The organism is Yoonia sp. (assembly GCF_042093035.1).
Taxonomy (GTDB): domain Bacteria; phylum Pseudomonadota; class Alphaproteobacteria; order Rhodobacterales; family Rhodobacteraceae; genus Yoonia.
This window is the reverse complement of record NZ_JBELFI010000021.1, coordinates 24,863-29,252: the sequence shown is the minus strand read 5'-3', so window position 1 is coordinate 29,252 and position 4,390 is coordinate 24,863. Positions and strand designations below refer to the sequence as shown.

3 protein-coding genes are annotated in these 4,390 nt (G+C 55.8%); all 3 read left to right on the top strand.

Annotated elements, in window-relative coordinates; genetic code table 11:
* The first annotated feature begins 598 nt into the window (after positions 1-598).
* Positions 599-1,672, top strand: a complete 1,074-nt coding sequence (locus ACFDSS_RS05060; protein WP_375254678.1) for a TRAP transporter substrate-binding protein — start codon at positions 599-601, stop codon at positions 1,670-1,672.
* Between the two features lie 127 nt (positions 1,673-1,799).
* The gene (locus ACFDSS_RS05055) at positions 1,800-2,744 is read left to right on the top strand and encodes a TRAP transporter small permease subunit (RefSeq protein WP_375254677.1); all 945 of its coding nucleotides are present in this window, start codon (positions 1,800-1,802) and stop codon (positions 2,742-2,744) included.
* A gap of 17 nt (positions 2,745-2,761) precedes the next feature.
* The coding region (locus ACFDSS_RS05050; RefSeq protein WP_375254676.1) for a TRAP transporter large permease subunit at positions 2,762-4,390 on the top strand (1,629 nt) is incomplete at its 3' end.

Genomic DNA, 4,390 nt, shown 5'->3' with positions numbered 1-4,390 from the left:
GCATCACAACGCTGGAGCCGCTCAAGGGCACCGTCACCACACATATCTTCGTGTCCAAGGACAACGCATTGGCCAACGAAGCCTTGCCGATCATCAACGCAGGTCTGGAAGAATTGCGCCTGTCGGGTGAATGGTTCACCATTGTCCGCAGTGCAATCCAAGCGACTGTCGAAAACTAAACGCTGTTCATAGGATCAGCAAAGCCGCTCGTTGCCGTCATGCCGCGAGCGCTTTCTCGCGAAACCGCCCATGGACTTTAATTTCTTTTCTTTGGCATTCTGAGACATTTAATGTCAGGCCGCGAAGCGCCCGCGTCATGTGGCGGCCTGTATTTCACAATATTGTCAGTTTTTTTTACCAGATTGGCAATATGGAAATGCAGGCGTGTAACGATCGGGAGGGATCATAAATAGCGCTAACATCGCATCATTTTGCAAATTGGGGGTGATTTTTCACACCTGACGTAGCGTAATGTCACGCCGCGCTTGCGCCTGTGACAGTCTTTTGATGCTGGACCAAATGAAAACGCTTTGCTTATATCCGGCGACGAAAAGGCGACACGCGCCTTTTTCGCACACTACAACTGGAGGAACCACATATGGATCGCCGCTCTTTTTTAAAGAATTCTGCCTTGGGGGGGACCGCTGCGGCTACTGCGGCTCTGGCAGCACCTGCAATCGCGCAGGGCAACCGCACACTCACCTTGGTAACATCAGTCCCTGATGGCTTTGCTATCTTTGATGACGCTGCCGAATACCTCAAGAACGCCGTCAACACCATGTCCGGTGGTTCGTTGACAATCGACAAGAAGCCTGCGGGTTCGCTTGTTGGTGCATTCGAAGTATTTGACGCGGTGTCGTCAGGTCAGGCTGACATGTATCACTCTGCTGAATATTATTTTGGCGGTCAGCACCCGGGTTACTACTTCTTTACAGCCGTGCCATTTGGTGGCACCGCGCAGGAATTGATTAACTGGTACCAACATGCCGGCGGTCAGGAACTGCATGACGAGCTGGGCCAGATTTTCGGCATGAAGACATTCTTGGCCGGTAACACAGGCGCGCAGCCTGGTGGCTGGTTCCGTAAGGAAATCGAATCCGCGGCGGACCTGCAAGGTCTGAAATTCCGTATGCCGGGTCTTGGTGGCCGTGCATTGGGTAACACTGGTGCATCCGTACAAAACGTGCCCGGCGGTGAAATCTATCAGGCACTGGCATCCGGTGCGATTGATGGCGCTGAATGGATTGGCCCGCTTGCTGACGAACGTCTTGGTCTGCAAGAGGTTTGCGAATTCTACTACACAGGTGGTTTCCACGAGCCGGGTTCTGCCCTGTCTGCGGCAATCAACCTTGATGTCTGGGAAAGCCTGTCACCGGCGCATCAGTCCATTATCGAAAACGCGGCGATGGCGACACACCACTGGTCGCTGGCACAGTCGCTTGAAGGCAACGGTGCAGCTTTGCAGCGTCTGCAAGCCTCCGGCACGAAGGTGATGTCCTTCCCTGACGATGTTTGGGATGCCTTCCGCGTCGGATCGCAGCAGGCCATGGACGAGTTTGCCGGCGATGAGCTTTATGACCGCATCCGCGCAAGCTTCGAAACATCCCGTGACAGCTCCGCTGCATGGATTGCAGCGTCTGACGGTGTGTTTACAGCACAACGTGACGGCTAAGCGCGATTGTTCGGTCTGACCTGATCCAGACCAATGTAGGGGCCCGGTGCTTTGTGCATCTGGGCCCTTATACCAAGCGGCGGCGCAGGAATGAGACGCCAAACAGGATGACGAAGGGGACGCACCTATGGGCTTGGTCGAAGCATGGGGTGGAAATCCGATAGGGTGGTTTCTTGCCAACCTGATCGAAGCATTTTTCAACTTCTTTTACGCCATATTGAACCCGGGGCTCTGGCTGACCTGGGTGCCATCGATCAATGGCGCGATGGAGACCGAACAGAAAGAAGCGCTCATGCGCTTCATCTATTACGGCGCCTCGGTTGAATTCTTCTTTGTGATCCTGGTCATGTTTTTTGTTCTGACCATTGTAGGCCTTTTCAAAAATGCCGTGCTTTGGGGCGTCGTGCGTGGGCTGGAGATATTCGCCAACACCGTCGGGCGCGTTGCGGCATGGGCGGGATTGCTGATGGTGCTGCAACAGATCGTGATTATCTTCATGCAGCGGGTTTTTGCGGTCTCCGAGATTTCGATCGGCTTCGGGATTACGCTGACAAAAGATGTAAGCTGGTGGTCCGAAGAGTTGAAATTCTATAACGCAATCATCGTGACACTCTGTGCGATGTATACATTCGTGCAAGGCGGGCACGTGCGTGTCGATCTGGTTTATTCCGCGGTCAGCTACCGCACCAAGCGCGTGATCGACATGTTCGGCTCGCTTGTATTCATGGCCTCGACATCTCTCATCATTTGGCTTTACGGCTGGTTTTTTATGTGGCGCCACCTTGTGGTGCCGAACCCGTCCGCCTCGGACACGCTGGAGCGCTTGCTGACCAAGGCGCGCGCGTTGCGCTGGAACGTTGAAACCATCGGTTTCTCTCCCAATGGGTTCAACGCCTACTTCATGTTCAAGGTCCTGCTGGTGATCTTCACTGCGATGGTCTTTTTGCAGGCAATCGCTTTCTTCTACCGCTCTTTTCTGGAGTGGCGCGAAGGCGAGGCGAGCGAAGGCAAATATCTCGACAAGGACAAGATGGGCGATGAAACCGCCGAGCTTGTTAACGAAATTCACTAGGGCGGGGCGGTAGACACATGCTTTTCGGATTAGATGGCATCGAAGTCGGTATCATTATCGTCTTTCTGACACTCTTTGCGGGGATCCTGTCAGGTTTCCCCGTGGCATTCGCGATCTCGGGTTCGGCGGTTGTATCGTTTGCGATCATCGCGGCACTTGATAGCTCCGGGTTGTTGATACACGCAGCTGTGGACACCAATTCCGCCGAATACGCGGCCTTGTTGGCAGAAGGCGTAAGGCCAGAAGCGGTATCAGTGTTCCGATACCCCGAATTGCCCCGCTATGAGGACGTTTTGTTCCCGCAGGGCTGGGAAGTTGCGTTGGACCGCAACATCGGCTTCATGGTGAACCGGATGAACGAACGCGTTCTGGCCGGTCAATCCATCGAAACCCTGCTGGCGGTTGTGATGTTTGTGATGATGGGCATCGTGTTGGAGCGCTCACGCATTGCGGACGAATTGCTGACAACAATGGCAAAAGTATTTGGCCCGCTGCCCGGTGGTCTGGCCGTGTCGATTGTGATCGTGGGTGCATTTCTTGCTGCCTCTACTGGTATTGTGGGTGCGACGGTTGTGACGATGGGGCTTTTAGCGCTGCCGACAATGCTCAAAAATGGGTATTCGCCGCAGCTTTCGACGGGTGTGATCGCGGCCTCGGGAACGCTGGGCCAGATCATTCCGCCCTCGATTGTGATCGTTCTGCTGGGCACGCTGGCCGGTGACATCTATTCGGCCGCACAAGAAGACCGTGCGAAGCTGGCCGGCTGTACCGATGCGCTGACCTATCTGGGGGAGCCTGCGGTGGTTTCGGTTGGGACATTGTTCCAAGCGGCATTGCTGCCCGGTATCTTGCTGGCAACGCTTTATGCGGGCTACGCCTTTGTCTACGCGCTCATCAACCCTTCCAAAGCGCCTCCGGTGGACTTTTCCGAAAGTGCGGGTGGACAGGTTATCACGCGCAAGGACGGTCTGACGTGGTTCCTTGCGGTGCCCGCGGGTATTATCGTGCTGACGATGGCGATGGGTCAGGTCAATCTTGTCGGCAGCCAGTCGGTTATCGTGGACAGCTTCACAGACACCGGCGAGAGCGCATCGCTGCGGACTCGTGTTGAGCCGGCCTGTCAGGCATCCATGATCGCACTGCACGGGCAGGACGCGTGGGATCAAGCGGTTGCAGAGCAACAGGCGATCGAAACGGCGGGTGGTGTCACGCAAGCGCGTGCTTTGTCTGACGAAGAACGCGCCGAGCTTGTCGTGCAAAAGGTTGCGGATGCGGCCCCGATTGGCACAGGCATTGCGATCATGACCGTTTTGATGGGTCTGATGCTGGCATTGGCACGGGGCGTGGCGCCAAGTGCCGATCACCGACCACTGATTTTGGGGGCCTTTGGCGTTGGATTGATCCTGTTGGTCGATATCTTGCTGATCTCGGCCATCACGTCGCCGGGGATCACGACTGTCCTTCTGGTAATCCCTCTGGTGGTGACGTTCCTTGGATTGCGGGCCGCGGGCAAACTGCTGGCAGGCAATGAGATCCTGCGCGTTGTCTTTCCGCCATTGGTTCTGATCGTGGCGGTCCTGGGCTCGATTCTGGGTGGTATCACCAACCCGACGCCCGCCGCGGCCTTGGGGGCAGGTGGTGCCATC